The 25,524-nt window shown below is 66.7% G+C and carries 26 protein-coding genes; 13 read left to right on the top strand and 13 right to left on the bottom strand.

Features of this window, described 5'->3' with window-relative positions:
- Positions 1-8: 8 nt before the first annotated feature.
- The 3 genes from P73_RS06890 to P73_RS06880 form a co-directional block, all read right to left on the bottom strand.
- Entirely contained in the window at positions 9-1,019 is a 1,011-nt protein-coding gene (locus P73_RS06890) for an NAD-dependent epimerase/dehydratase family protein (protein WP_043869028.1), read from the bottom strand.
- An 11-nt stretch (positions 1,020-1,030) separates the two neighbouring features.
- Positions 1,031-2,197: a nucleotide sugar dehydrogenase gene (locus P73_RS06885; RefSeq protein ID WP_043869027.1), complete on the bottom strand. Its 1,167-nt coding sequence runs from the start codon at positions 2,195-2,197 to the stop codon at positions 1,031-1,033.
- A gap of 209 nt (positions 2,198-2,406) precedes the next feature.
- Complete coding sequence (locus tag P73_RS06880) at positions 2,407-2,922, bottom strand: hypothetical protein (RefSeq protein ID WP_052453083.1); 516 nt, start codon at positions 2,920-2,922, stop codon at positions 2,407-2,409.
- 386 nt (positions 2,923-3,308) lie between these two features.
- On the opposite strand from P73_RS06880, the gene P73_RS06875 reads away from it, so the two are divergent.
- Positions 3,309-4,703 (top strand): aldehyde dehydrogenase family protein, encoded by a 1,395-nt coding sequence (locus tag P73_RS06875; RefSeq protein ID WP_139267211.1) that lies wholly within the window; start codon positions 3,309-3,311, stop codon positions 4,701-4,703.
- A 25-nt stretch (positions 4,704-4,728) separates the two neighbouring features.
- Here the strand turns inward: P73_RS06875 and P73_RS06870 are convergent, their stop codons facing one another.
- The 3 genes from P73_RS06870 to P73_RS06860 form a co-directional block, all read right to left on the bottom strand.
- Positions 4,729-5,277 carry a contact-dependent growth inhibition system immunity protein gene (locus P73_RS06870; protein WP_043869025.1) on the bottom strand — a complete coding sequence of 183 codons (549 nt, stop codon included), beginning with the start codon at positions 5,275-5,277 and terminating at the stop codon, positions 4,729-4,731.
- 66 nt (positions 5,278-5,343) lie between these two features.
- The gene (locus P73_RS06865) at positions 5,344-5,892 is read right to left on the bottom strand and encodes a contact-dependent growth inhibition system immunity protein (RefSeq protein WP_043869024.1); all 549 of its coding nucleotides are present in this window, start codon (positions 5,890-5,892) and stop codon (positions 5,344-5,346) included.
- 67 nt (positions 5,893-5,959) lie between these two features.
- Positions 5,960-6,508 carry a contact-dependent growth inhibition system immunity protein gene (locus tag P73_RS06860; protein ID WP_043869023.1) on the bottom strand — a complete coding sequence of 183 codons (549 nt, stop codon included), beginning with the start codon at positions 6,506-6,508 and terminating at the stop codon, positions 5,960-5,962.
- Between the two features lie 181 nt (positions 6,509-6,689).
- Here P73_RS06860 and P73_RS24820 point away from each other — a divergent pair.
- Positions 6,690-7,450, top strand: a protein-coding gene (locus P73_RS24820; RefSeq protein ID WP_139267087.1) for an IS5 family transposase whose coding sequence is annotated in 2 segments (ribosomal slippage) — positions 6,690-7,014 and positions 7,014-7,450 — 762 coding nt in all. Because the reading frame shifts where the segments join, the coding sequence is not laid out codon by codon here.
- Positions 7,451-7,552: 102 nt separating this feature from the next.
- Positions 7,553-8,581: an IS110 family RNA-guided transposase gene (locus P73_RS06845; protein ID WP_043867978.1), complete on the top strand. Its 1,029-nt coding sequence runs from the start codon at positions 7,553-7,555 to the stop codon at positions 8,579-8,581.
- 270 nt (positions 8,582-8,851) lie between these two features.
- Here P73_RS06845 and P73_RS06840 read toward each other — a convergent pair whose 3' ends face one another.
- A complete protein-coding gene (locus P73_RS06840; protein ID WP_043869022.1) occupies positions 8,852-10,357 on the bottom strand; it encodes a minor capsid protein in 1,506 nt (501 codons plus the stop codon).
- Between the two features lie 242 nt (positions 10,358-10,599).
- On the bottom strand, positions 10,600-11,697 hold the full coding sequence (ychF, locus tag P73_RS06835; RefSeq protein ID WP_043869021.1) for a redox-regulated ATPase YchF: 1,098 nt from the start codon (positions 11,695-11,697) through the stop codon (positions 10,600-10,602).
- A gap of 128 nt (positions 11,698-11,825) precedes the next feature.
- Here ychF and P73_RS06830 point away from each other — a divergent pair, with 128 nt between their 5' ends.
- The 5 genes from P73_RS06830 to P73_RS06810 all read left to right on the top strand — a co-directional run bounded on the left by P73_RS06830 (position 11,826) and on the right by P73_RS06810 (position 16,635).
- Complete coding sequence (locus P73_RS06830; RefSeq protein WP_043869020.1) at positions 11,826-12,251, top strand: VOC family protein; 426 nt, start codon at positions 11,826-11,828, stop codon at positions 12,249-12,251.
- 70 nt (positions 12,252-12,321) lie between these two features.
- Positions 12,322-13,113 (top strand): tryptophan synthase subunit alpha, encoded by a 792-nt coding sequence (gene trpA, locus P73_RS06825; protein ID WP_043869019.1) that lies wholly within the window; start codon positions 12,322-12,324, stop codon positions 13,111-13,113.
- Positions 13,114-13,240: 127 nt separating this feature from the next.
- Complete coding sequence (locus tag P73_RS06820; RefSeq protein WP_043869018.1) at positions 13,241-14,335, top strand: carboxynorspermidine decarboxylase; 1,095 nt, start codon at positions 13,241-13,243, stop codon at positions 14,333-14,335.
- A gap of 46 nt (positions 14,336-14,381) precedes the next feature.
- Complete coding sequence (locus tag P73_RS06815) at positions 14,382-15,626, top strand: saccharopine dehydrogenase family protein (protein ID WP_043869017.1); 1,245 nt, start codon at positions 14,382-14,384, stop codon at positions 15,624-15,626.
- A gap of 130 nt (positions 15,627-15,756) precedes the next feature.
- Entirely contained in the window at positions 15,757-16,635 is an 879-nt protein-coding gene (locus P73_RS06810) for a hypothetical protein (protein WP_139267194.1), read from the top strand.
- 12 nt (positions 16,636-16,647) lie between these two features.
- Here the strand turns inward: P73_RS06810 and P73_RS06805 are convergent, their stop codons facing one another.
- Entirely contained in the window at positions 16,648-17,421 is a 774-nt protein-coding gene (locus P73_RS06805) for a ZIP family metal transporter (protein ID WP_043869015.1), read from the bottom strand.
- Positions 17,422-17,605: 184 nt separating this feature from the next.
- Between P73_RS06805 and P73_RS06800 the strand changes: the two genes are divergently transcribed.
- Positions 17,606-18,769, top strand: a complete 1,164-nt coding sequence (locus tag P73_RS06800) for an alpha-hydroxy acid oxidase (protein WP_043869014.1) — start codon at positions 17,606-17,608, stop codon at positions 18,767-18,769.
- Here P73_RS06800 and P73_RS06795 read toward each other — a convergent pair.
- Complete coding sequence (locus P73_RS06795; protein ID WP_052453082.1) at positions 18,750-19,916, bottom strand: MFS transporter; 1,167 nt, start codon at positions 19,914-19,916, stop codon at positions 18,750-18,752. The two genes, P73_RS06800 and P73_RS06795, sit on opposite strands and share 20 nt — an antisense overlap.
- 235 nt (positions 19,917-20,151) lie before the next feature.
- Between P73_RS06795 and P73_RS06790 the strand changes: the two genes are divergently transcribed.
- Positions 20,152-20,772, top strand: a complete 621-nt coding sequence (locus tag P73_RS06790) for a 50S ribosomal protein L25/general stress protein Ctc (protein ID WP_043869013.1) — start codon at positions 20,152-20,154, stop codon at positions 20,770-20,772.
- A gap of 78 nt (positions 20,773-20,850) precedes the next feature.
- Here P73_RS06790 and hmuQ read toward each other — a convergent pair whose 3' ends face one another.
- Positions 20,851-21,168, bottom strand: a complete 318-nt coding sequence (hmuQ, locus tag P73_RS06785; protein ID WP_043869012.1) for a heme-degrading protein HmuQ — start codon at positions 21,166-21,168, stop codon at positions 20,851-20,853.
- 144 nt (positions 21,169-21,312) lie between these two features.
- Between hmuQ and pth the strand changes: the two genes are divergently transcribed.
- The 3 genes from pth to P73_RS06770 are packed head-to-tail and all read left to right on the top strand — an operon-like array spanning position 21,313 to position 23,439.
- Entirely contained in the window at positions 21,313-21,993 is a 681-nt protein-coding gene (gene pth, locus P73_RS06780) for an aminoacyl-tRNA hydrolase (protein ID WP_043869011.1), read from the top strand.
- A complete protein-coding gene (locus tag P73_RS06775; RefSeq protein ID WP_043869010.1) occupies positions 21,990-23,027 on the top strand; it encodes a DUF2332 domain-containing protein in 1,038 nt (345 codons plus the stop codon). Before pth ends, P73_RS06775 begins: the two co-directional genes overlap by 4 nt.
- Positions 23,028-23,058: 31 nt before the next feature.
- The gene (locus P73_RS06770) at positions 23,059-23,439 is read left to right on the top strand and encodes a DUF2237 family protein (RefSeq protein ID WP_043869009.1); all 381 of its coding nucleotides are present in this window, start codon (positions 23,059-23,061) and stop codon (positions 23,437-23,439) included.
- A gap of 32 nt (positions 23,440-23,471) precedes the next feature.
- Here P73_RS06770 and trpB read toward each other — a convergent pair whose 3' ends face one another.
- Together trpB and P73_RS06760 are read right to left on the bottom strand one after the other, a co-directional pair.
- Positions 23,472-24,722, bottom strand: a complete 1,251-nt coding sequence (gene trpB / locus P73_RS06765) for a tryptophan synthase subunit beta (protein WP_043869008.1) — start codon at positions 24,720-24,722, stop codon at positions 23,472-23,474.
- Positions 24,723-24,880: 158 nt separating this feature from the next.
- The gene (locus P73_RS06760; protein ID WP_043869007.1) at positions 24,881-25,522 is read right to left on the bottom strand and encodes a phosphoribosylanthranilate isomerase; all 642 of its coding nucleotides are present in this window, start codon (positions 25,520-25,522) and stop codon (positions 24,881-24,883) included.
- Positions 25,523-25,524: the final 2 nt, after the last annotated feature.

Here is a 25,524-nt window from a genome sequence, read left to right as displayed (position 1 = left end):
GTGGGCGGTCAGGCGTTGTAATACTGCCGATACCAGCGGACGAATTTCGCCACGCCCTCGGGGACGGAGGTCTTCGGCGCGTAGCCGGTCAGGCGCTTCAGGAGCGTCGCGTCGGCCCAGGTGGCGGGGACGTCGCCCGGCTGCATCGGCATGAGGTTGCGCGCGGCCGTCCGGCCCGTCGCCGTCTCGATCGCGGCGATGAAATCGGTGAGCTGGACCGCGTCCGAATTGCCGATATTGACCACGCGGAAGGGCGCGACCGGCGAGAGGCTGTCGCCCTCCTCCACCACGCCGTCTTCCGGCCGCCGGGGCACGGCGTCGATCAGCAGGCGGATCGCGTGGACCAGATCCTCGACATAGGTGAAGTCGCGCTTCATGTCGCCGTGGTTGTAGACGTCGATGGGCCTGCCCTCGAGGATCGCCTTCGTGAACTTGAACAGCGCCATGTCGGGCCGGCCCCAGGGACCGTAGACGGTGAAGAAGCGGAACATCGTGATCGGCAGATCGAAGAGATGGGCATAGCTGTGCGCCATGCTCTCCGTCGATTTCTTCGTTGCCGCGTAAAACGACATCTGGTGATCCGCCTTGTCGGTCTCCCGGTAGGGCATAGCCTCGTTGGCGCCATAGGCCGAGGAGGTGGAGGCCAGGAGCATGTGGCGCGGCGGATGGGCGCGCGCGGCTTCGAGAAGTTCGAAGGTGCCGACGATATTGCTCTCGAGATAGGAGCGCGGGTTCTCGATCGAGTAGCGCACCCCCGCCTGGGCGGCGAGGTGGATCACCACATCGGGCTTTTCCTCCTCGAAGAGCCGCATCAGAAGACCCGGCGTCTCCACCTTGTCATGCACGGAGCGGTAGGCGTCATAGGCCGCGAGCGTCTCCTCCCGCCGCGCCTTCAGCGCCACGTCGTAGTAATCGGACAGGCAGTCGAGACCGATCACCCGCCAGCCCTCCTCCAGAAGGGTGCGGCAGACGAAGGATCCGATGAAGCCGGCGGCGCCGGTCACGAGGGCTGTGGGCATGGGGGGTCTCCTCAATCGGCGCCGAACAGGTCACGGGTAAAGACCTTGTCGGTCACGTCGCGGATATCCTCGGTGATCCGGTTGGCGACGATGAGATCGGCCTCCGCCTTGAACGAGTCGAGATCCCGGATCACACGGGAATTGAAGAAGGTCTCCTCCTCCAGCACCGGCTCGTAGACGATCACCTCGACGCCCTTCGCCTTCAGCCGCTTCATGATCCCCTGGACCGAGGACTGCCGGAAATTGTCCGAACCGGCCTTCATCACCAGGCGATAGATGCCGACGACCTTCGGCCCCTTCATCAGGATGCGGTCGGACAGGAAATCCTTGCGCGTGCGGTTGGCGTCGACGATGGCGCGGATCAGGTTCTGCGGCACCTGGCTGTAATTGGCGAGGAGCTGCTTCGTGTCCTTCGGCAGGCAATAGCCGCCATAGCCGAAGGAGGGGTTGTTGTAATGGCCGCCGATGCGCGGGTCGAGGGAGACGCCCTCGATGATCTGGCGGCTGTCCATCCCGCCGGCCATCGCATAGCTGTCGAGCTCGTTGAAAAAGGCAACGCGCATCGCGAGATAGGTGTTGGCGAAGAGCTTGATCGCCTCGGCCTCGCGCGCATCGGTGAAGAGCACGGGCACCTCCGTCTCCTCCGCACCCTCGAGCAGCAGGTCGGCGAAGACCTTTGCCCGCTCTGAGCGTTCGCCCACGATGATCCGCGACGGGTGCAGGTTGTCGTAGAGCGCGCGCCCCTCGCGCAGGAATTCCGGCGAGAAGATCACCTGGTCGATCCCGAGTTCGGCATTCACCTCGTCGGTATAGCCCACGGGGATGGTCGACTTGATGACGATGGTCGCGGTCGGGTTCACCGCAGTCACCGCACGGATCACCGTCTCGACGGACGATGTATCGAAATAGTTCGACTTCGGATCGTAGTTGGTCGGCGTCGCGACGATGACGAAATCCGCGTCCCGGTAGGCCGCCGGCCCGTCGCAGGTCGCGGAAAGCTTCAGGTCGCGGCTGGCGAGGAAATCTTCGAGCTCGCGGTCGACGATCGGCGAGCGGCGCGCGTTCACCATCGCCACCCTGTCCTCGGAGATATCCACGGCGGTGACCTCGTGATGCTGCGACAACAGCACCGCATTGGAGAGGCCGACGTAACCGATCCCTGCGACGGCAATTTTCATGGAATTTCCTTTCCTGGCGATCTCGTCACATGCGACACGGGATCGCGACAACGCCCCGGCCTGCCGCCGTCTTCGCCGCCAGGGCGCGCGGAAGCCGCAGGGAGCGCTCCGTCCGCCCGCGTGTCTGCTGCACGACATGGCACAAATCCGGGTCGGAATGTCAAGTCACCGGGGCGAAAGGCAAATGCGCCCGCCGCCGCACCGCCGGGTCAGCGGCAGAGCGCGATACCGTAGCGGGCAAGCTCGGCACCGCTCATCTCGTAGCCGTTCCAGATCCGCGTCCGCCCCGTGCTCAGGTACCAGCTGCGAAGCGGTTCTGGGTAATGCGCGGCGATCACCCGCGACCAGCTTTCGAACTCGGCGGGGCTGAGCGTCCGGCCGTAATAGGAGGGGCCGTGAAAGGTGAAGACGGTGCGCGGCGAGACGCAGAGGTCCCTGAGCCCGAGGAACATCGTGCAGCTCGACATGCAGCGCCGGCCGCGGATCTCCACCCTCTGACCGAGGCGCATGATCTGCTGGATCTCCCCGACGCGGGCCCGCACGCTGCCGCCCCGGTCGTTGCCGATGACGATGGTCGCCCCCGGCGTCACCGATCCCGGCTGCGCCGCCCAGCTCCGCCCCGACGGCCCCGGCGCCAGCGCAAGGACCGCACAGGCCACCGCCCAGAGCAGCACACGGACATGCCCGGCCCGCGCGCCCCGCGCGTGCCTCGTCTTCGTCGTCATGAAAAGTCACCCCACGTGAACCTGTCGCGCGATTCCCGCGCACGTCCGGTCCCCGCCGGCGGCCGGCGTATACATCGAAACACCGCGGCCCTGACAAAATATTTTCACGCTGCGGCAATGCGTCGCGATAGCCTTGCAAGATTGTCACGCAATCGAGACAAACCCGTCCTATCAGGACGGCATCGACACCGGGAGCACGGGACCCCTGACATGACCGAGATCCGCCCTCTCGCCTTCGTGCTGGGCTGCCTGATCGAGCCCTCCGAACGCGGCCTGCGCGCGACGCTGCGCCGGCTCCTCGGGCGCTGAAACGCCGTCCGCGAAGACGGGCTTTGCGTCGTCGCGATCTTTCTGTCTGAATGACCGGGACAGAAGGAGGTGCCGGGATGGCGGAGCTGAGCGAAAGATTTGCGGCGATGCGGCGCGCCCACGCGCTTGCGCCGGTGGTGGACCTGGAGACCCGGCTCAACCGGATCGCCCGGCTGAAGGCGGCGCTGCTCGGGGCGGAAGAGGCGCTCACCGCCGCCATCTCCGCCGATTTCTCGCATCGCAGTGCCGTCGAAAGCCGCGTCTTCGACATCGACGTCACCCTGGCGGAACTCGAAGGCGCGCGCCGGAACCTCGCGCGCTGGATGCGGGTGCGGCGGGTGAGGATGCCCCTGCCCTTCCGTCCCGCCCGTGCGGAGATCCGGCCGCAGCCGCTCGGCGTCGTCGGCGTGATCTCGCCGTGGAACTATCCGGTGCAGCTCGCCCTCGCGCCGCTCCTGGCCGCGCTCGCCGCCGGCAACCGGGTGATGCTCAAGCCCTCCGAACTGACGCCACGCAGCGCGCGCGCGCTCGCGGAAATGCTCGCCGGCGCCTTCGCTCCCGAGGAGGTGACGACGGTCGAGGGCGATGCCGAGGTTGCCGCGGCCTTCGCCGCCCTGCCCTTCGACCATCTGTTCTTCACCGGATCGACCGCCGTCGGGCGCAAGGTCTACGAGGCCGCCGCCCGCAATCTCACGCCGGTGACGCTCGAACTCGGCGGCAAATCCCCCGCCGTGCTCATGCCCTCCGCCGATCTCGGCCGGGCCGCCCGCCGGATCGCCTGGGGCAAGGCGGCGAATGCGGGCCAGACCTGCGTCGCGCCCGACTACGTCCTGGCGCCGCGCAACAGCATGCTGCCGCTCGCCGAGGCGCTCATGGGCGCCTTCGCGGCCTTCTATCCCGAGGGGCCGGAAAGCGACGATTACGCCGCCATCGTCTCCGACCGCCATCGCGACCGCCTCACTGCCCTTCTGGAGGAAGCCAGGGCACGCGGCTGCAAAATCTTCACGCTCGGGGAGGCCACGGCGACCGCACGCAAACTCGCCCCCGCCGTGGTGGTGGATCCGCCCCAGGATCTCGCCCTGATGCGCGAGGAGATCTTCGGCCCGATCCTGCCGCTCGTGCCCTATGATACGCCGGAAGAGGCGCTGGCCCTCGTCGCCTCCGGCGATCATCCGCTTGCGCTCTATGTCTTTGCCGAGGACCGCGCGGAGGCCGATCTCTGGCTCGAGCGGACGCTGTCGGGCGGGGCGATGGTCAATGACGTGATGCTCCATGTCGGGGTCGAGACCCTTCCCTTCGGCGGGGTCGGCGCCTCCGGGATCGGCGCCTATCACGGCCGCGCGGGCTTCGAACGGTTCTCGCACATGAAATCGGTGATGCGGCAGGCGAAATGGAACGCGATGGGCCTTACCGAACCGCCCTACACCGGGACGAAGCGCAGACTCCTCACGCTGACGCGACGCCTGCGCTGACCGGAGCGTCGGGGACAGACCCCCCTCACGACACCGATCCGCCCCTGGCCAGGGCGCGCAGATAGGCCTCGCCGACCTCGCGGGCGCTGGCGCCGAAGGGCAGGGTTTCCTCGCCCGAGACATCCGTGGTCTGGCTCCAGAAATACCGCCCCTTGCGCCGCGCGCAGGCGAAGATCGTGATCTCGCCCCAGTCGGCGTGATGGGTGACGTTCACGCCCTTCGCGCCGCGATAGAGGCTGGCCTTCGTCTTCACCCCGGCCAGCCGCATCAGCTCGGCGTCATAAGCATCGACGAGCTCGGCCGCCTTGCGCTGCGTGAACAGCGCGTCGAACTCGGGATGCGAGGGCGGGATGAAGCGGCTGTGGGCCAGCGCGTCGAGGATCGCGGCGCCGATCTCCTCGGCGCTCGCCTCGGGCGGCAGGACGTGGCGGACCCCCTCGGGGTCGGGCAGCGCGGCGCGATAGCAAACTTTTGACTCAATCAGGTAGAACTTGGTGAAGGCATTTGCGGTCGCACGATAGTTTTCCCTCCGGTCCCCATTCGGCAGATCGTAATAGCTGCGATCTTCCTTCATTGTGTCACCTCCACGATCATCTCTATCCCCAAACTCTCGGCCAGATCGACGGCGCGCCGGACCCCCTCACGACACCGACCCGCCTTTGGCCAGGGCGCGCAGATAGGCCTCGCCGACCTCGCGGGCGCTGGCGCCGAAGGGCACGGTTTCCTCGCCCGAGATATCCGTGGTCTGGCTCCAGAAATACCGCCCCTTGCGCCGTGCCCAGGCGAAGATCGTGATCTCGCCCCAGTCGGCATGGTGGGTGACGCTCACACCCTTCGCGCCGCGATAGAGGCTGGCCTTCGTCTTCACCCCGGCCAGACGCATCAGCTCGGCGTCATAGGCATCGACGAGCTCGGCCGCCTTGCGCTGCGTGAACAGCGCGTCGAACTCGGGATGCGAGGGCGGGATGAAGCGGCTGTGGGCCAGCGCGTCGAGAATGGCGGCGCCGATCTCCTCCGCGCTCGCGTCGGGCGGCAGGACGTGGCGGACGCCCTCGGGGTCGGGGAGCGCGGCGCGATAGCAAACTTTTGATTCGATCAGGTAGAACTTGGTGAAGGCATTTGCGGTCGCACGATAGTTTTCCCTCCGGTCCCCATTCGGCAGATCGTAATAGCTGCGATCTTCCTTCATTGTGTCACCTCCACGATCATCTCTATCCCCAAACTTTCGGCCAGATCGACGGCGCGCCGGACTGCTCTCACGACACCGACCCGCCCTTGGCCAGGGCACGCAGATAGGCTTCGCCGACCTCGCGGGCGCTGGCGCCGAAGGGCACGGTTTCCTCACCCGAGACATCCGTGGTCTGGCTCCAGAAATACCGCCCCTTGCGCCGCGCGCAGGCGAAGATCGTGATCTCGCCCCAGTCGGCGTGATGGGTGACGTTCACGCCCTTCGCGCCGCGATAGAGGCTGGCCTTCGTCTTCACCCCGGCCAGCCGCATCAGCTCGGCGTCATAGGTATCGACGAGCTCGGCCGCCTTGCGCTGCGTGAACAGCGCGTCGAACTCGGGATGCGAGGGCGGGATGAAGCGGCTGTGGGCCAGCGCGTCGAGAATGGCGGCGCCGATCTCCTCCGCGCTCGCCTCGGGCGGCAGGACGTGGCGGACCCCCTCGGGGTCGGGCAGCGCGGCGCGATAGCAAACTTTTGACTCAATCAGGTAGAACTTGGTGAAGGCATTTGCCGTCACGCTGTAGTTTTCGCGTCGATCTCCATTCGGCAGATCGTAATAGCTGCGATCTTCCTTCATTGTGTCACCTCCACGATCATCTCTATCCCCAAACTCTCGGCCAGATCGACGGCGCGCCGGATCTGCGACATCTGTTCCGGCGTGCCCTCGGGAACCGCCAAATTCATTACCCTTGCCTTAGGCTCAGGACCCATTGATTTGTCGGGCTTGTCGTGATTCACGGCTCCGCAAGGAGGCCGATATGACGAGCAACTTGTTCTGGTTGACGGAGGCGCAGATGGAGCGCCTTCGGCCCTTCTTCCCAAAGAGCCATGGGCGCCCTCGCGTTGATGATCGTCGTGTCCTGAGCGGCATTATCTTCATCAATCGCAACGGCTTGAGGTGGTGTGACGCGCCTTCGGAGTATGGGCCTCCAAAGACGCTCTACAACCGCTGGAAGCGATGGAGCGAGCTCGGTGTCTTTGCCAGGATCTTCGAGGGGCTGGCCGCGGAGGCCCCTGAGCCCGAGACCATCATGATCGATGCAACCTACCTGAAGGCGCATCGCACGGCATCCAGCCTGCGAGCAAAAAAGGGGGGCGCGGACGCCTCATCGGCCGAACGAAAGGCGGAATGAACACAAAGCTCCACGCGGTCACTGACGGCGAGGGCCGCCCCCTGCGCTTCTTCATGTCCGCGGGCCAAGTGAGCGACTATACCGGCGCACGGGCGATGCTGCGCGATCTCCCACCTGCGAAGTGGTTTCTCGGCGATCGCGGCTATGATGCCGATTGGCTCAGAGAAAGTCTGCAAGACAAGGGCTTGCGGGTCTGCATCCCGGGCCGAAAGGGACGGAAGACACCAGTCCGATACGATCGGCGACGCTACAAGCGCCGCAACCGGATCGAGATCATGTTCGGCAGACTGAAGGACTGGAGGCGCGTTGCAACCCGCTACGACAGGTGCCCGAAGGTTTTTCTCTCAGCCATCGCCCTCGCCGCAACCGTCCTTTTCTGGCTATGAGATGCTGTAACGGGGCCTGCGTCACGCACGACCGTTGCCACTTGTCAGATCAGCACCGCGCTGTCGCCATTCCCGTATTGAACCCAGATGGAGGATGACGGGATGAAGCTATTTATTGGATTGGATGTGTCGTTGGCGAAGACCGCAGTTTGTGTGGTCAGCGAGCATGGCCAGATCGTCAAAGAGGCGGAGACTGAAAGTGAACCGGAAGCTTTGGCGCATTGGTTGGACGAACTTGACGGCAGTATCGCAGCGATTGGCCTGGAGGCCGGGCCACTGTCGCAATGGCTGCACAGAGGGCTGACCGAAGCTGGACTGGAAGCGGTGCTCATGGAAACGCGCCAGGTGAAAGGAGCGTTGAAGGCGATGCCGATCAAGACGGATCGCCGCGATGCAGAAGGGATTGCACGCCTTCTTCATCTCGGCTGGTTCCGCCCGGTTCACTGTAAATCCGTCTCTGCTCAGGAAACCCGGGCAGTTCTCGGCGCTCGAAAGGCTATCCAGCAGAACATGATCGCTCTGGAAATGTCGGTGCGCGGATTGCTGCGGAACTTTGGCCTCAAGGTCGGTGCGATCTCCCGCGGCAAGTTCGAGACACGCATTCGGGAATTGGCAGATGGCAATCCGATGCTGGAAGCCGCGACTGAACCGATGCTGCGGGCCCGAGCGTCCCTACGACAGGAACTGGCCGATCTCGAAAAGTGCGTGCGGCGGTTGGCCTGGGATGATCCGGTTTGCCAACGCCTTATGTCGATGCCAGGAATCGGTGTCGTCGTAGCACTGACATTTCGTGCTGCGGTCGATGATCCGGCCCGCTTTCGGTCTTCGAAAAGGGTCGGACCCTGGGTTGGTTTGACGCCTTCACGCAACCAGTCCGGTGAACGGGACGTGTCGGGTGGTATAACCAAAGCTGGCGATGTCAATCTGAGAAGGGCGTTGTGCCAGGCTGCAACTGTCATGATGAACCGTGGCCGATCGACTTGGCTGAGAACGTGGGGAGCCCAACTCGTGCAGCGGCGCGGACGCAAAGTTGCGATGGTCGCCCTCGCACGCCGCATCGCTGTCATACTGCATCGGATTTGGGTCGATGGCACAACCTTCCAATCAGATGCGGCGCCAAACCCTGCCTAACAGGATGACACCCCACCCGTTGCCTGCCTGATCGCAGGCCTTTGAGGTCCCGCAGGGACGTGGTTCCGATGATGCCGTGGTCAGGACTGTCGCTGGTTTTTGCCAAGCACGCCTATGAGATGGGCACATCGGAATTACATCGAACCAGCATCATGTTGGCAGCCATCGCGCTGACCACGAACCGAAGCATGTTCCCCAAGGATCTCAGCTATAGGCCGCGAAGGAAGCCAGGACCGGCACCAAGTATATCAAAGTAACCTCTACGGCGGGTCAATTGTTGTGCGCAAAACCGCTTGACTGGGACGCCCCCGTTACCGAAGTCCTGAGCCTAACTTCTTCGCGCCTGATCAGCCCTTCGCCGCCCTCAAACTCCGCCAAGTCTCGCACATAGCGGCTTAAGGTTCCGTAAATCTGCGACGGCGACGTGCGGTAGGTATAGGCGTTCAGATCGAGCGTCTTCACGCTGGTCGCCTGTCCGGTCGCAAAATCGAAGAAATCCACTCCGGGATGATCCCGGAACTCCTTCTCCAGCCACGTTCCGCGGCCCTCGCCGTCCGCCCGTTCCGCCAGGCTGCGCTCGTAGGACAGCCCGCGGTCCTTGTGCGAGCCGGCGCCCCAATCGACGTCGCCGCGCCCGGTCTGCCGAAAGCCGCGCGGCAGGCCCGGCACCAGGATCCGGTCGGTCAGCCTGCGCAGCGCCGCGGCATCGCCCAGCCCCCCGGCGTCGTCGCCCAGAACCGTCAGGAGCCGGCGCGCGCGGCCGGCGACGGCCCCGACCGTGCCGATCGCGGGAACGGCGGCGATCGCGATGCTGGCCCGGAGATAGGCGTCTTCCCGGACGGCCTCGCGCAGCTCGGTTTCGCTGACCTCGCAGCGCAGATAGGCCTCGCGCATGTCGGTCGCGTGCCGGCTCACGGCATCGACATAGCCGAGGAAGGCCTGCGCAAGGTCGGGCAGGCCGGCGAGGGCGTCCGCCAGCTGTTGCAGGCGTGCGTCGTAATGTTCGACCTCGTGGGCGATCCGCGCGTGAACGCGCGCCACTTCGGCCTGCCGCGCGTCCCCCGCGATCCCGAGCAGGACCGCCAGTTCGGAAATGCCGAAATCGACCGTGCCGACGGCCAGTTGCGCCAGATCGACCAGACCGCCGAGCAGATCGAGCCCGAAGTCCACCGCCGCTTCGGCATACCCCGCGAGAGCGGCAGTCTCGACCGCGGCCCCGAGGGCGAGGCCGGTCTTGGGCGCGCAGACATCGCCGGCGATGACGGGTTCCGCGTAGCAGCGGCAGCCGAACGCCTCGCCGGGAAAGCCGTCGGGCGGGGGGTCGTCCCAGGAAAACACCTGGTCGTCCCAGGCGGCGTGGGTTGCGCGCACCCGGTCGTCGTCCTGCGAGCGCCAGACATAGTGCGAAATGCCCAGCGCCTGTTGCCGCTGCGCGTTCAGCCGCGCCTCGAACCGGTGCAGGAGACCGGCCAGCACCGGGTCGTCGCCGGGACCTGCGCCTCCGGTCGCGGCGAGCCGGCGGCGCAGGTCATCCTGCGCCCGGAGCTCCAGATCGTGCACGGGGACGCGCGCGATCGCGGTGCGGGCCTCCTGACCCAGAAATTGCGTGAGCCAGGCGATATTGTCGGCGTTCACCTGCCCGGTGAGGGACCGGACAGGGAGTTCCGGCTCAGGTCCGGCCTTGACCTCGGGTGCCGCGTCTCCTCCCAGGGGGATGACGATCGCCGCATGCCCGCCGCTTCGAATGAAGCGTTCGAATGTCGAGCTGCATTTCATCTTCGAGCCTCGTTCGTGAGAGGCCCGATGATGGATCGGGAGCAGTTAGGATCGCGCTAACCAGGCGTGCGGCCGGGTGCCTGCGGCGCAACACCGGGAGGCATGGCGCATCATGCGCGGGCGGGATCGCCGGGCGCGGGGCGGCACGGCCTCCGCGCCCGCGGAGGGGGTGGGGCCTCCGGGGGCCGGCGCCGCGACCGGGTCGGCAGGGGCGGTCCGGACAGACCGGACCGCGGCCGGGCTCAGGTGTTGAACAGGAAGTGCATCACGTCGCCGTCCTGCACGATGTAGGACTTGCCTTCCGCACGCATCTTGCCCGCGTCCTTCGCGCCGGTCTCGCCGTTGAATTGCACATAATCGTCATAGGCGATGGTTTCGGCCCGGATGAAGCCGCGCTCGAAATCGCCGTGGATGACGCCGGCGGCCTGCGGTGCGGCGGTGCCCTTGCGGATGGTCCAGGCGCGCGCCTCCTTCGGACCGACGGTGAAATAGGTCTCGAGATGCAGGAGCTCGTAGCCCGCGCGGATCAGCCGGTCGAGGCCGGCCTCCTCGAGCCCCATCTCGGCAAGGAACATCTCCGCCTCCTCCGCATCGAGCTGGGAGATCTCTTCCTCGATCTTCGCGGAGATCACGACGATCCCCGCGCCCTGCTCCGCCGCCATCCTCGCCACCGCCTCGGAATGCGCGTTGCCCGTGGCCGCGTTCTCCTCCTCGACGTTGCAGACATAGAGGATGGGCTTCTGCGTCAGGAGCTGGAGCATCCGCCACTGCCGCGCATCCTCGTCGGAGACCTCGACCGTGCGCGCCGGGCGGTCGTTCTCCAGCGCCTCCTGCGCGGCGGCCAGCAGGCGGTCCTGCTGCTGGGCTTCCTTGTCGTTGCCCTTGAGCTTGCGCACGAGGTTGGCGCGGCGCTTGGCGATGCTCTCGAGATCGGCGAGCATGAGCTCCATCTCGATCACCTGCGCATCGTCCACCGGATCCACGCGGCCCTCCACATGGGTCACGTCGCCATCCTCGAAACAGCGCACCACATGGGCGATGGCGTCACATTCGCGGATATTGGCGAGGAACTGGTTGCCGAGCCCCTCGCCCTTGGAGGCGCCCTTCACCAGCCCGGCGATGTCGACGAAGGTCATGCGCGTGGGGATGATCTGCTTCGATCCGGCGATCGCGGCGAGCCGTTCGAGGCGCGGGTCGGGCACGGCCACGTCACCCACGTTGGGCTCGATCGTGCAGAACGGAAAATTCGCGGCCTGCGCGGCGGCGGTCTTCGTCAGCGCGTTGAAGAGCGTCGATTTGCCGACATTCGGCAGACCGACGATACCCATTTTGAACCCCATGATCCGGCCTTTCGTCAAACTGTCGCGACGCTTCTAGGCGGGCGACCGCCCTGGCGCAAGGCCGCGCTTGGTCCTGCGCCCGCACGGGCGTAGGATTATGGCCTGATCAAAGCGAAGAGGAGGATGCCATGATCACCCCCTATCTGCACTTTCCCGGCACCTGCCGCGCCGCCATGACGGCCTATCGCGACATCCTGGGCGGCGATCTGGAGATCATGGGCTACAACCAGATGCCCGAGGTCCCGCCCGAGCTCGCCGCGTCGGAAGCGGTGATGCACGCCGCGCTCACCTCGCCGCATGGCGCGCTGATGGCCTCGGATTTCCCGCCGGGCGTGCCGGGCGTCAGCCAGGCGGCGGTGTCGGTTACCCTCTCCACCGGCGAGGCGGAGGAAAGCCGGCGCATCTTCGAGGCACTGGGCGAGGACGGGATCAAGGTACAGCCCTTCCAGGAGACCTTCTTCTCCCCCGGCTTCGGCATGGTGAAGGACCGCTTCGGCACCCACTGGATCGTGCTGACCACTCCGGCGAGTGCGCCCGCCGTCGAACCCGCCTGATCCGGCGCCCCTTGCGATCCTGCGGCATTTGGGGCACTTCCTTCGTGCCATCTTCGAAGGAGTGCCGCCCATGACCCGCATCGACGCCAAATTCGCCGCGCTGAAAGCCGAGGGGCGCAAGGCCTTCGTCGCCTATGTGATGGCGGGCGACCCGGATGCGGCGCGTTCGCTCGAGATCGTCAGGGCGCTGCCCGGCGCGGGGGTGGACATCATCGAGCTCGGCCTGCCCTTCACCGATCCGATGGCCGACGGGCCGACGATCCAGCTCGCCGGTCAGCGCGCGCTCGACCAGGGCATGACGCTCGCGAAGACGCTCGATCTCGCCCGCGCCTTCCGCGAGGGCGACGACACGACGCCGATCGTGCTCATGGGCTATTACAACCCGATCTATGCGCGCGGCGTCGAGCGGTTCCTCGCGGAGGCGGTGGAGGCGGGCATCGACGGGCTGATCGTCGTGGACCTGCCGCCCGAGGAGGACGAGGAGCTCTGTATCCCGGCGCAGAAACAGGGGCTCAACTTCATCCGCCTCGCCACGCCCACGACCGACGACGCGCGCCTGCCGAAGGTGCTCACCAACACCTCGGGCTTCGTCTATTACGTCTCGATCACCGGCATCACCGGCGCGGCAGAGGCCTCCGGCGCCGATGTCGCCCCGGAGGTCGCGCGGATCAAGGCGCATACGGATCTCCCGGTGGTCGTCGGCTTCGGCGTGAAGACGCCCGAGAAGGCGCGCGAGATCGCCGGGATCGCGGACGGCACGGTCGTCGGCTCCGCCATCGTGAACGAGATCGCGCAGGGCCGCTCCGTGGCAGAGATCTCGGCCTATGTCGCCGCCCTGGCCCAAGGCGCGCACGAGGCCTGACCCGGCGGCCCCGGAACGTATATACATTTTCCTGCGGAAGCGCAGATTATACCTTGTTCTTTCGGCTGAATCGCCCTAAGTGCAGCCCCCTATGCAATCCGTTCCTTTGTCTGCTGGGGGGACCGCGATGATCCAGACGCCTTACTACCTGATCGACAAGGCGCGCCTTCTTCCGAACATGGAAAAGATCGCCCGCCTGCGCGACGCCTCGGGGGCGAAGGCGCTGCTTGCGCTCAAGTGCTTCTCGACCTGGCCCGTGTTCGACTTCATGCGCGATTACATGGACGGGACGACCTCCTCCTCGCTCTATGAATTGCGCCTCGGCGCCGAAAAATTCGGCAAGGAGACCCATGCCTATTCCGTCGGCTGGGCCGATCACGAGATCGACGAGGCCGTGTCCCATGCCGACAAGATCATCTTCAACTCGCTCGGCCAGCTCGACCGCTTCGGCGCGAAGGCCGCGGGAATCGCGACCGGCCTGCGCCTCAATCCGCGTTTCTCGACCTCGGGCTTCGACCTTGCGGACCCGGCCCGCCCCTTCTCCCGGCTCGGAGAATGGGACATGGCCCGGCTCGAGGCGGCCAGAGACCGCATCACCGGGGTAATGATCCACTACAATTGCGAAAATGACGACTTTGACCTGTTTTCAGAGCAATTGACGCGGATCGAACGCGATTTTGGTTCGTTTTTGAAAACCCTCGACTGGGTCTCCCTCGGCGGCGGCATCCATTTCACGGGCGAGGGCTATCCGCTCGACAAACTCGCAGACCGGCTCATGGCCTTCTCCGACGCGATGGGGGTGCAGGTCTATCTCGAACCCGGCGAGGCGGCGGTCACCCGCTCGACCACGCTCGAGGTCTCCGTGCTCGACATCATCGACAACGGCAAGAAGATCGCCATCGTCGACAGTTCGATCGAGGCGCATATGCTCGACCTGCTGATCTACCGCGAAACCGCGAAACTGCCGCGGAACGGCGCGCATGCCTACCAGATCGCCGGCAAGACCTGCCTCGCCGGCGACATTTTCGGCGATGCCTCCTTCGAGGCCCCGCTCGAGATCGGCGACCGCATCTCCATCGACGATGCGGCCGGTTACACAATGGTCAAGAAGAACTGGTTTAACGGGGTGAAGATGCCGGGGATCGCCCTGCGCGAGCTCGACGGCTCCGTCAGACTGGTGCGTGACTTCGGTTACGAGGATTTCGCCGCGGCGCTCGGCTGAGCCCGCTCACAACCCACCCACCCGAACCAAAGGGGGTCTTGGACAGTTGAAACGCAACGTTCTCATCATCGGCGCAGGCGGCGTCGCTCAGGTCGTGGCGCATAAATGCGCGCAGAACAACGATGTGCTCGGGGATATCCATATCGCGAGCCGGACGCTTTCGAAATGCGAGGCGATCCTTGAGTCCGTCCGGGAAAAGGGCGCGATGAAGCAGGAGGGCGTTCTGGCGGCCCATCAGGTCGATGCGATGGACAGCGCGGCGGTGGCCGCCCTCATCCGCGAGACCGGCGCGGAGATCGTGATCAATGTCGGCTCGGCCTTCGTCAACATGACGGTGCTGGACGCCTGCCTGGAGACCGGCGCGGCCTATATCGACACGGCGATCCACGAGGATCCGGCGAAGATCTGCGAAACTCCGCCCTGGTACGGCAATTACGAGTGGAAGAAACGCGACCTCTGCACCGGGAAGGGCGTGACCGCCATCCTCGGCGCGGGTTTCGACCCCGGCGTGGTGAATGCCTATGCGCGCTTCGCGATCGACATGATGGACGAGGTGAAGAGCATCGACATCGTGGACATCAATGCCGGCTCCCACGGCAGGTATTTCGCCACGAATTTCGATCCGGAAATCAACTTCCGCGAATTCACCGGCACCGTCTATTACTGGGAAGACGGCCAGTGGAAGGAAACCTCCATGTTCGCCTCGGGCCGCGACTGGGATCTGCCGGTCGTCGGCACCCAGCGCGCCTATCAGTCGGGCCATGACGAGGTGCATTCGCTCGCGACCAACTATCCGCAGGCCGATGTGCGTTTCTGGATGGGCTTCGGCGAACATTACATCAACGTCTTCACGGTGCTGAAGAACCTCGGCCTGCTCTCCGAACAGCCGGTGACCACCGCCGAGGGGCTCGAGGTCGTGCCGCTCAAGGTCGTGAAGGCCGTGCTGCCCGACCCGTCGAGCCTCGCCCCCGATTACACCGGCAAGACCTGTATCGGTGACCTGGTGAAAGGTGTGAAGGACGGCGAGGAGTTCGAGGTCTTCGTCTACAATGTCGCGGATCACGAGGCGGCGTATGAGGAGGTCGGATCGCAGGGGATTTCCTACACCGCGGGCGTGCCGCCGGTCGCCGCCGCGATGCTGGTCGCCACGGGCGAATGGGATGCGAAGACGATGAGGAATGTCGAGGAGCTCGACCCGAAGCCGTTCTTCACCCTGCTCGACCGCCTCGGCCTTCCGACGCGGATGCGCATCGGCGGGCTCGACGGCGAGGACAGGGCCTGGAACGCCTGAGCGCCCCGGCACCGACGATATCGCGAGACGCCCGCCCCGCAAGGCGGGCGTCTTGTGCTGTGGGGGCGTTAAATCCGCGGTAAGGCGAATCGCCTAGACAGGGCACATAGGTGTGTTTCTGGAGGGCGACATGAACCGGATCCTGCACGGGCTGCTTTTGACGATGGCCATCGCGCTTGCGCTCCCGGCCGCGGCCGGGGAGGCCATGGGAACGGACCAGCAGACCCGCCTGATCGCGCGTCAGGGGGCGCTCGCGCACCGGCTGGTGCGGGGAATGTGCTTCATCCGCAGCGGCATAGCCCTGGCGCAGAACGAGCGCGTGGTGCAGGAGACGCTCGCGGAAATGGACCGCGGCTTCGCGGCGCTCTACGACGGCGATGCGGCGCTCGGCGTCCCGCCGCCCGACGCGACCATGCGCGGCCGGCTCGACCGGGCCAACGCCCTGCGAACCCGCCTGACCGACCCGGCGCAGGCCCTGCTTGCCGGGGACGAGGTCACGACGGAGACGCTGGTCACCCTGTCGGCGCGCGCCGCCGCGCTCGAAACCCTCTGGCATGACCTGCACGAGGCGATCGAACAGGCCCACCGGACCGCCGGCGCCGGGGAGGAGGTCCTGCGCGGGCAGGTGATCGCCACCGCCGGCGCACAGAGCCGCCTGTTGCAGGCGGCCGGCAGCTCCGCCTGCCTCGTCGATCTCGCCGGCGGACGGGAGGCGGCCCCGCGGGAGGCGGACCGGCTCGCCAAGGCCATCGACACCTTCGACCGCAACGTCTTCGCCCTGACCTTCCTGCGCCCGGCCGCGGCGCCCGAGATGCCCAATTCGCCCGAGCTCGAAACCGCCGCGACCGCCGTCTGGATCGACTGGAACGGCCAGCGCCCGCTCTTTACCGCGCTCGCCAGCCCCGATGCCACCGCCGAGACCCGCCGCGTCCTCGAGGACATGTCCTACGGCATCGAATTTCTCGACCGGGAGCTCGAGGACACGCTTGCAATCTTCATGAGGCTCTGAGCGATGCCCGGTTCATCCCAGCGTCACGTCGAGCACCATCATCAGGATGAGCCCGCTCAGCAAGCCGAGCGTCGCCTGGTTCTGATACCCGTTGCGATGCGTTTCGGGAATGATCTCATGGCTGATGATATAGAGCATCGCCCCCGCCGCAAAGCTCAGCCCCCAGGGCAGGACATGCACCGAGGCATGGACCAGCGCCACGCCGAGCAGCCCGCCCACCGGCTCGACCAGCCCCGTCACCGTCGCGAGGAGAAAGCTGCGCCAGCGTCCGTAGCCCTGCCCCCGCAGTGCCACGGCGACGGCGAGGCCTTCGGGCGCGTTCTGCAACCCGATGCCGGTGGCAAGCGACATCCCGTTGGTGACATTGCCCCCGCCGAAACCGATCCCGACCGCCATGCCCTCCGGAAAGTTGTGGATCGTGATCGCGATGATGAAGAGCCAGATCTTCGAAAGCGCGCCGGGATCCGCGCCCTCGGGACCGGTCACGAAATGTTCGTGCGGCAGTTTCTCGTTGAGCAGCGCGACGATCCCCGCCCCGAGCGCGATCCCGCCCGCCGCGATCAGCGCAGAGGCGAGGACGGAACCATAGAGCGCCTCCGCGGCCTCGAGCCCCGGCTGGATGAGCGAGAAATAGGAGGCCGAGATCATCACCCCCGCGGCAAAGCCCAGAAGCGCGTCATTGGTCCGTTTCGACATGCTGCGGCCGAACAGGACCGGCACGGCCCCGACCCCGGTCATCATTCCCGCCCCGAGGGATGCGAGCATCCCGATGAGAATGATGTTCATGAATGGTCCCGCCTTTCCTCTATCCTGCCCCTGGCACCCGCCGTGGCGAGAGCGCACCCTGCCCCGTCTCCGCAGCAGATGCCACAGAAACCTGTCCCGATGCGGCGACAACGCCCTTTCACCGGGGAAAAATATGTGCGAACTGGGGCGCGTTCCAAACCCGTTCGCTCCGAAAGTGCCTGCCATGCCCGTGATCACCTGTATCGACGACCTCAAGAGGCTCCACAGGAAACGGACGCCGAAGATGTTCTACGACTATTGCGAAAGCGGTTCCTGGACGGAACAGACATTCCGCGAGAACACCACGGATTTCGACAGGATCCGCCTGCGTCAGCGCGTGGCCGTCGACATGGAGGGCCGCAGCACCGCCGCGAAGATGATCGGCCAGGATGTCGCCATGCCGGTCGCACTCGCGCCCGTGGGGCTCACCGGCATGCAGCGCGCCGACGGGGAGATCAGGGCGGCACGCGCGGCGGAACAGTTCGGCGTGCCCTTCACCCTCTCGACCATGTCGATCTGTTCGATCGAGGACGTGGCCGCACATACGACAAAGCCCTTCTGGTTCCAGCTCTACGTGATGCGCGACCAGGACTTCCTGAAGAACGTGATCCGCCGCGCGCAGGATGCGGGCTGTTCCGCCCTCGTGCTCACGCTCGATCTTCAGATCCTCGGCCAGCGCCACAAGGACCTGAAGAACGGCCTCTCCGCGCCGCCGAAACTGACCCCCGCGGTAATCGCCGACCTCGCGACGAAATGGCAATGGGGGCTCGAGATGCTGCGCACGAAACGCCGCGGCTTCGGCAACATCATCGGCCATGCGAAGGGCGTGGACGATCCCTCGAGCCTGTTCACCTGGACGGCGCAGCAATTCGATCCCAGGCTCGACTGGTCGAAGGTCGAGGCGATCCGGGACATGTGGGGCGGCCCCCTCATCCTCAAGGGCGTGATGGAGCCGGAGGATGCGGTGATGGCGGCCAAGACCGGCTGCGACGCGATCGTGGTGTCCAATCACGGCGGGCGTCAGCTCGACGGCGCGCTCTCCTCGATCCGCATGCTGCCGGCGATCCTGGATGCGGTGGGCGACCGCGTCGAGGTGCATCTCGACAGCGGCATCCGCTCTGGCCAGGACGTGCTGAAGGCGCTCGCGATGGGGGCGAAAGGCACCTATATCGGCCGCGCCTTCGTGCATGGGCTGGGCGCGATGGGAGAGAAGGGCGTGACTGCCGCGCTCGAGGTGATCCGGCGCGAGCTCGACATCTCCATGGCGCTCTGCGGACGCAAATCGGTGCAGGAGTTCGACCGCGACATGTTGCGCGTGCCGGAGGATTTCACCGGCCGCTGGATGTGACGCGACCGAAAAGGCGCACGGCGGGCAGGATCAGGAAGATCAGCCCGGCGACGGCGAGGAAGGCCACGCGCAGCCCGTGGAGCTCCGAAATCAGCCCGATCGCGGTCGGTCCGACGAAGAACCCGGTGAAGCCGATGAGCCAGGCGCGCGAGATCGCCAGATCGCGCTGGCGGCGGTGCACCCGCTTGCCGAGGAGCGAGGTGGCCGTGGGCACGACCACGGCCATGCCCACGGCGGTGAGGCAAATCCCCGCGAGCGCGACAGGTTCCGTCGGCGACAGCGCCAGGACCAGCGCGCCGCACATGCCGGAGACGCCGGACCAGAAAAGCGTGCGCGCCTCTCCGAAGCGCCGGGTCGAGAGATGGCCGGCGAGGCGGAAGGCGGCCATGGTGAACCCGAGCGTGGAGGGGCCGAAGCCGCCGGCGCCGGCCATGGCGCCCAGCTCGCGCTCGAGAAACAGCGCCGACCAGCTTTCAATCGCATTCTCTGACAGGAAGGCGACGAAGAGCATGAGCGCGACCGGCAGGATCGCCGCCCAGGGGAGTGACGCGGGCGGCGTCCCGGCGTCGCTCCCGGCCTCCTCGGCAAAGGCGGCGCGCGGCTCGATCGTCAGAAGGACGACGGGAAGCAGGACGGCGCCAAGCACCGGAAGCAGATCCGCCACGCCCCAGCCGGCACGGCGCAGCGCCGCGACCGCCAGCGCCGCAAGGCCGAGACAGAGGGAATAGGCCGCATGGTTCATGTTCATCAGGTGCCGGCCGTGGCGCGCCTCCAGATGGGCGAGGCGCAGGTTGGTGCAGACGTCGAGACTCGCAAGCGCGAGCCCCATGCAGGCAAGGACCGGGAAGAGCGCCGCGGGACGCGTGGCGAGAAGCGGCAGTTGCGAGGCCAGCAGCGCGGCCAGGCCCAGGACCGGAAGCGTCGCCCGTCCGAGCCGGGCGAGAAGCCGGGGCGCAAGGAGCATCGCGACCATCCCGCCCGCCGCGGATCCGAGAAGCGCGGTGCCGAATTGCGCGTCGCTCGCCCCCGCCTGGGCCTTGAGTTCGGGCACCATGGCGGCAAAGGCGCCCCAGATCGCGCCCATCGTGCCGAGGGCGGCGAAAGAGGCGCGCGACAGGGCGAGGGTCTCGGGAAGGGCGCGTTTCATCTTGTCTCTCACCTGCTCTCGCGGAACGCATCGCGGCGCGGCCGTGCTCCGCCGCGCGACCATAGCCGCGGCTCCGGGAGACGAACAGGCCCGATCCGCGCGTCACCGAGCGCGCCGCCGTGCCGCGCCGGGCGAAGTTAATCCTTTCCCTTTCCCCGATTCCGGTGTATGGGCACGGCTTCACGCGGGGCTACAGCCTTGGAGGAGCCCCGCCCTTACCAATGGAGATTACAAAATGGCTGGTGAGATTCCTGATCTTATTGCCACGGAACGCGCGGGGACGGGCAAGGGCGCCGCTCGCCAGGCCCGTCGCGCGGGCCTCGTTCCGGGCATCGTCTACGGCGACAACAAAGAGCCGCTGCCGATCAACATCCCCTTCAACGAGCTGCTGAAGCGCCTGAAGGCGGGCCGGTTCCTCGCGACGCTCTTCAACCTGAAGGTCGAAGGCCATGACGACGTGCGGGTGATCTGCCGCGGCGTTCAGCGCGATGTCGTGAAGGACCTGCCGACGCATGTCGATTTCATGCGCCTGCACCGCAATTCGCGCATCAACCTCTTCATCCCCGTGGAAATCGTGGGCGAAGAGGCCGCGCCGGGCGTGAAACGCGGCGGCGTCGTGACCCATGTGCGCACCGAGGTGGAACTGGTCGTGACCGCGTCCGACATTCCGGACCACATCACCCTCGACATCACCGGCGGCAAGATCGGTGACGTTTACCACATCTCCGACGTCACTCTGCCCGAAGGCGTGAAGCCGGTGATCGAGCGCGATTTCGTGATCGCGAACATCGCGGCTCCGGCCGGCCTCGGCGCGGGCGCGGACGAGGAAGAAGACGCGGAAGCCGCCGAGGAGTAACCCTCCCCGCGCTTTGCGCTCCGTCTCACGCGGGTCCCCTCGGGGCCCGCGTTTTTCGTTGCCGCGGCCGGACCGGGGTCAGCTCTCGTGGATCACCGTCTCGAACCCCTCGAACTGCGGTGGTCCGGCAAAGATCGACCGATCGCGCGCGCCGGCGGATTTGTGGCTGTCGCGGAACTGTTCGGACCGCGTCCAGGCTTCGAAATCGTCCTTGCTGCGCCAGAGGGTGAAGCTCGCGTAGAGCGCGTGCTCCTCGGTGACCGCGCCCTTGAGCATGCGGAATTCGACGAAGCCCGGCAATTCCTTCAGCCGGCTGTCGCGGTTGCGCCAGATGGCCTCGAACTCCTCTTCGCGGCCGGGCGTGATCCTGAAACGGTTCATGGCGATGAAGCCCATGTCTCTCTCCTTGATGATCTGTCAGGCTGGCGCGGGCTGGCTCCCGTCGCACCAGAGCCGAGCGGCGCGCCGAGGTCAAGCGCCTGGAGGGACTCGCCATCGGTGCCGGGACGGGTTACCTCTTTCAGGCAAAGGAGACCGCCCATGCGTTTGTTTGTCGGCCTCGGGAATCCGGGCGCGAAATACGAAAAGAACCGCCACAACATCGGCTTCATGGCGCTCGACCGGATCGCCTCCGACCACGGCTTCCCGCCCTGGCGCGCGAAATTCCAGGGCCAGGTGAGCGAGGGGCGGCTCGGGCGCGACAAGGTGATCCTCCTGAAGCCCGGAACCTTCATGAACCTGTCGGGCCAGTCCGTCGGGGAGGCAATGCGCTTCTACAAGCTCACGCCCGCCGACGTGGTGGTGTTCCACGACGAGCTCGACCTTGCGCCGGGAAAGGTGCGGGTGAAGTCGGGCGGCGGCCATGCGGGCCACAACGGGCTGCGCTCGATCCACCAGCATATCGGCGCGGAGTATGACCGCGTGCGGCTCGGCATCGGCCATCCGGGGCACAAGGACCGCGTCTCGGGATATGTCCTGTCGGATTTCGCGAAGGCGGAGCAGGACTGGCTCGACGACGTGCTGCGCGGCTGTTCGGACGGGGCGGCGGCGCTCGCGGACGGGGATGCGGCACGGTTTTCGAATGCGGTCGCCCTGCGCACTGCGCCGCCGCGCCCCTCCACCGGCACGAAACCGGCGAAGACCGCCGCGCCGGAGACGCCCGAGGCACCGAAGGACGATCCCCGCACGCCGCTGCAAAAGCTCGCGGACCGGTTCAGATGAGCTGGCGCGCCGCCTTTCGCGACCAGGCAGACGCCTGCCGCGAGCTCGGCTCGGCCTTCACCGCCCGCCTGCTCGACGGTTTCGCCGCGCGCGGCCTGCCGCCCGGCCCCGTCGCGTCGCGGATCGAACGCTGGGAGGGGGCGCTCGGCTCCCATGGCATCTCCGTGCCGCTGCGGCTTGCGGGCGCGCTGCACGGGTTGGTGCTGGAGGGGCGCGACCCGTCCCTCGCCGCCGTCTACCCGCCCGCCGACCTGCCGGAGGAGGAGGCGCTCTGGCGCGCGGCCTCGGCGGCGATCCTGCGCCACCCGGACTGGATCGACGCCCGGCTCGATCTCGCGCCCCAGACCAACGAGGTCGCCCGCGCCGCGGCCCTCATCCTCGTGAGCCATTGGCTGACCGCGCGCTTCGGACTGCCGATCCGGGTGTCGGAACTCGGCGCAAGCGCGGGGCTCAACCTGAATTTCGACCGTTTCCGCCTCGACCTGCCCGGCGGGCGCTTCGGCCCCGAGGACAGCCCCGTGCGCCTCGCCCCGGAATGGCGCGGCAGCATGGTGCCCGATCCCTGCCCGCCCGAGATCACCGCGCGCCGCGGCGTCGACCTGTCGCCGCGCGATCCGGTCGCGGACCGGCTGCGGCTTTTGTCCTTCATCTGGCCGGACCAGGGCGCGCGCGCTGCCCGGATCTCCGCGGCGCTGGATCTCGCGGGCCGGCATCCCGCCAAGGTCGACAGGGGCGATGCGATCGACTGGCTGGACCGCCGGCTCTCGCCTCCCTGCCCCGATGGCCTACATCTGGTCTATCATACCCTGGCCTGGCAATATTTCCCGCAGGCGGTCCGGGAGCGCGGCGCGACCCTGTTTGCGCAGGCGGGCGCGCTTGCGTCCCGCGAGGCGCCGCTCGCGCGCTTCGCGGTGGAGGCGGACGGAAAGACACCGGGCGCGGGCATGGTGCTCACGCTCTGGCCGGGGGGCGAGGTGATCGACTGCGGCCGGATGGATTTTCACGGCCGCTGGATCGACTGGCGCGCCCCCTGACCGCACCCCCTGTCCAGGAGGAGGAGACCCGATGCAGCAAGACCCTTCGATCAACGTTCTGGGCGGCCCGCTCCTGCCCTGTTCGACCGCGCCGATGACCGGCTTCTTCCGCGACGGCGCCTGCAACACCTGCGTCCAGGACACCGGTTCCCACACCGTCTGCGCGGTGATGACGGCGGAATTCCTCGCCTATTCCAAATATGTCGGCAATGATCTCTCGACGCCGCGTCCCGCATTCGGCTTTGCGGGGCTGAAGCCGGGCGACAGCTGGTGCCTCTGCGCCGCACGCTTCCTCCAAGCCCATGACGAAGGCTGCGCACCGCAGGTCTCGCTCGTCTCGACCCATATCCGGGCGCTCGAAATCGTGCCGCGCGCAGTGCTCGAGGCGCATGCGCACGACACCTCCGCCTAGGCGGCCTCCCCGTCCGGGCGGGCGTCGGGCCCTCAGCCGGCGTCGCGCCCCTCCGCCCCGGCAATGTTTTCGCCGAGATGGCGCGCGACGGTGAAGATGTCCTTGTCGCCCCGCCCCGAGAGGTTGACGACGATGATATGGTCCTTCGGCAGATCACCCGCGATCTTCATCACATGGGCGACCGCGTGGCTCGATTCCAGCGCGGGAATGATCCCCTCGGTACGGCAGCAGAACTGGAACGCCTCGAGCGCCTCCTGGTCGGTGACGGAGACATATTCCGCCCGTCCGACGTCATGCAGCCAGCTGTGCTCCGGACCGATGCCGGGATAGTCGAGGCCGGCCGAGATCGAATGCCCCTCGAGGATCTGCCCGTCCTCGTCCTGCAAGAGATAGGTGCGGTTGCCGTGCAGCACGCCCGGACGCCCCCCGGTGAGCGAGGCACAATGCTCCATCTTCTCGTCGACGCCCTTGCCGCCCGCCTCCACCCCGATGATGCGCACACCCGAATCGTCGAGGAAGGGATGGAACAGCCCCATCGCGTTCGAGCCGCCGCCGATACAGGCCACGACACTGTCGGGCAGGCGCCCCTCGCCTTCCTGCTCGGCAAGCTGCCAGCGGGTCTCCTGGCCGATGATGGCCTGGAAGTCGCGCACCATCGCCGGATAGGGATGCGGGCCCGCCACCGTGCCGATGCAATAGAACGTGTCGCGCACATTGGTCACCCAGTCGCGCAGCGCGTCGTTCATCGCATCCTTGAGCGTGCCGCGCCCGGACCTGACCGGCACGACCTTCGCGCCGAGAAGCTGCATGCGGAAGACGTTGGGCTTCTGCCGCTCGACATCGGTCTCGCCCATGTAGACGATACAGTCGAGGCCGAATTTCGCGCAGACCGTCGCCGTCGCCACGCCATGCTGGCCGGCGCCCGTCTCCGCGATGATCCGCGTCTTGCCCATGCGCCGTGCCAGAAGGATCTGGCCGAGCACGTTGTTCACCTTGTGCGCGCCGGTGTGGTTGAGCTCCTCGCGCTTGAGATAGATCTTCGCGCCGCCGAGCTCCGCGGTCATCTTCTCCGCGAAATAGAGCGGCGAGGGCCGGCCCACGTAATGCTTCCAGAGATCGCGCAGCTCCGCCCAGAACTCCGGATCGTCCTTGGCGCGCCTGTATTCCTCCTCGAGCGCGAGGATGAGCGGCATCAGCGTCTCCGACACGAACCGCCCGCCGAAGATGCCGAACCGCCCCTTCTCGTCGGGGCCGTTCATGAAGCTGTTGAAAAGATCGTTCATCGCGCGCACTCCTCTGGATGCCGGGGGAGATGTAGCCCATGCGCCGCGGGCGGTAAAGCCGCCGCCCCTTCATCTGCTCTCAAATATCCCCCGCGGAGCGTCCGGCGGCGGGTGCGGGAGCCTCCGGCGGGGATATTTGAGAGCAGATGAAAGCCCGGTCAGGCCGCCCGGAGCGCCGCGACGAAGGCGCGGATCTTCGCGACGTCCTTCTCGCCCGGCGCGCGTTCGACGCCGGAGGAGACATCGACCTGCTTCGCTCCAGTCATCTGCACGGCCTGCACGACATTCTCGGGCGTCAGCCCGCCGGCAAGCATCCAGGGCCGCGTCCAGCCGCGTCTCGCGATCAGCCGCCAGTCGAAGGGCAGGCCGTTGCCGCCCGGAAGATCCGCGCCCTTCGGCGCCTTCGCATCCACGAGGAGCTGGTCGGCCACCATCCCATAGGCGTCGAGCGCCGCGACATCCTCCGGCCCGGCCACGCCCACCGCCTTCATCACCGGCAGGCCATGGCGCACACGGATCTCGCGCACGCGCCCGAGGCTTTCCGACCCGTGGAGTTGCAGCATGTCGACCGGCACCTCGCCGGTGATCCGGTCGAGCTCTGCATCCGTGGGATTCACCACGAGCGCGACCTTCGCGATGCCCACGGGCACCTCCATCGCCAGCGCGCGGGCCGCGGCGATGTCCAGATGGCGGGGCGATTTCGGGAAGAAGACGAAACCGAGGTAATGCGCCCCGGCCTTCACCGCGGCGCCGACCGCCTCGGGCGTCGTCAGCCCGCAGATTTTCACGCGCGTGTCCATGG

The organism is Celeribacter indicus (genome assembly GCF_000819565.1).
GTDB lineage: Bacteria > Pseudomonadota > Alphaproteobacteria > Rhodobacterales > Rhodobacteraceae > Celeribacter > Celeribacter indicus.
This window is presented reverse-complemented; position numbering and strand designations above follow the sequence as displayed.